Here is a 1,430-nt window from a genome sequence, read left to right as displayed (position 1 = left end):
TCAGGTCTGGGCGGATAGTGCCTACCGCAGTGAAGTGATTGAGACGGTTTTAGAGTTACTCACGTATGAGAGTCAGATTCATGAGCGTGGCTATCGCAATCACCCACTAACAGAACAGCAGCAGGAGTCTAACCGAGAGAAGTCTCAAATTCGTGCCCAAGTAGAGCATGTTTTCGGGAGTTGGGTGATGGAGTTGGGGGTAAGTTGGTGCGGTGTATCGGTAAGCAACGGGTTGCGGCGTGGATTGGGCTGAAAAATCTGACGTGCAATCTCAAGCGCTATGTCTTTTGGCAGTCACAACCTACTAGTTCAGAGGAATCGTATGCCTGTTGATGGTGAAATGATAGGTTGAAGAGGGCTTCAAGCCTGAATTAGGGTGGTTTTTGACGATGATGGGTGCTCGTGATGCGAAGAATTCCTCGTTATAGGCTGGATGTTGAGTCTCATCGCTGCTATACGCTATTTAATCGAGGTGCCCTTAATCCAAGACAGCAAGATAATAGTAGTTGCAGAAATGATGTGTGTTTTCATTTGAAATTACGTTTTTTATGGTTTGTTGACAGGTTTGCATCTGCCTGGATGCAACCAATAAATCCAGACTCTCTGAAAATTTCGAGAGCTGCTTTACGAGATGTTTTTAATTGATTGTAGTAGGCATCGATCGCCGCCTCAATCACAAATTTTATGTCTTGCTGGTCTGTTTTTTGTTTCATATAAACCAGCTTCGATTCGTATTCTTGGTTTAATTCAATATTGAATTGATTTGCATCTCTCTTCTCCTACTGAGCCAATACTTAGAACGGCATAGCGTGACTCCATGTGACCGAATGGGGCGATAGCTCGCCCAACGGCTCAAATCAGCGGTGGCAGATGAACTCGAACTCAGCACCAGTACTTTTCGTCCGTCCGCTGCCACGCAGTGTTAGCCTGCCGGGGCTTCAGCTACCCCAAATAGACTGGCTCCTGATACCTTAGAGATTAGAACTAGTTCACTCATTCTGACTCATGGCTCGAATTAATCTATTGGACACGCGCACTACCAGTTTCGGCGATTTGATTGGCAATGGCAAGATTTACCGAGTGCCACCTTTCCAACGTGATTACTCTTGGAATGAGGAAAATTGGGAGGATCTGTGGCAAGATATTTTAGTTCTTCACACAAACCCTGATTCTAGCCACTACATGGGCGCACTTGTTTTACAAAGTTCTAGCACTTCAGACAAAGAGTTTACGATCATAGATGGACAACAACGGCTAGCTACTCTAAGTATTGTTGCTATCGCCGTCATTAATAAGATTCAAAAATTAGTAGAGCGAGAGGAGCAAAAAGAAGCGAATCAAGAACGACAAGAAATTCTCAAGCGTACTTATCTTAGCGATAGAGATCCACGTTCTCTTCGTTACTCAAGCAAGCTTCTCTTGAACGAAAA

General features: G+C 44.5%; 3 protein-coding genes. 2 read left to right on the top strand and 1 reads right to left on the bottom strand.

Translation table 11 applies throughout. The features are described 5' to 3' along the window. The coding region (locus DO97_RS20235; RefSeq protein ID WP_036537113.1) for a transposase at window positions 1-253 on the top strand (253 nt) is incomplete at its 5' end. A gap of 274 nt (window positions 254-527) precedes the next feature. On the opposite strand, the gene DO97_RS20230 is transcribed toward DO97_RS20235, so the two are convergent. Continuing rightward, window positions 528-713 (bottom strand): hypothetical protein, encoded by a 186-nt coding sequence (locus DO97_RS20230; RefSeq protein WP_052128999.1) that lies wholly within the window; start codon window positions 711-713, stop codon window positions 528-530. A gap of 292 nt (window positions 714-1,005) precedes the next feature. Between DO97_RS20230 and DO97_RS20225 the strand changes: the two genes are divergently transcribed. After that, window positions 1,006-1,430: DUF262 domain-containing protein (locus tag DO97_RS20225; protein ID WP_036537108.1), on the top strand; the 425-nt coding region annotated here is incomplete at its 3' end.

The organism is Neosynechococcus sphagnicola sy1, from assembly GCF_000775285.1.
Lineage (GTDB): Bacteria > Cyanobacteriota > Cyanobacteriia > Neosynechococcales > Neosynechococcaceae > Neosynechococcus > Neosynechococcus sphagnicola.
The sequence above is the reverse complement of the archived record's forward strand: the minus strand, read 5'-3'. Positions and strand labels throughout refer to the sequence as shown.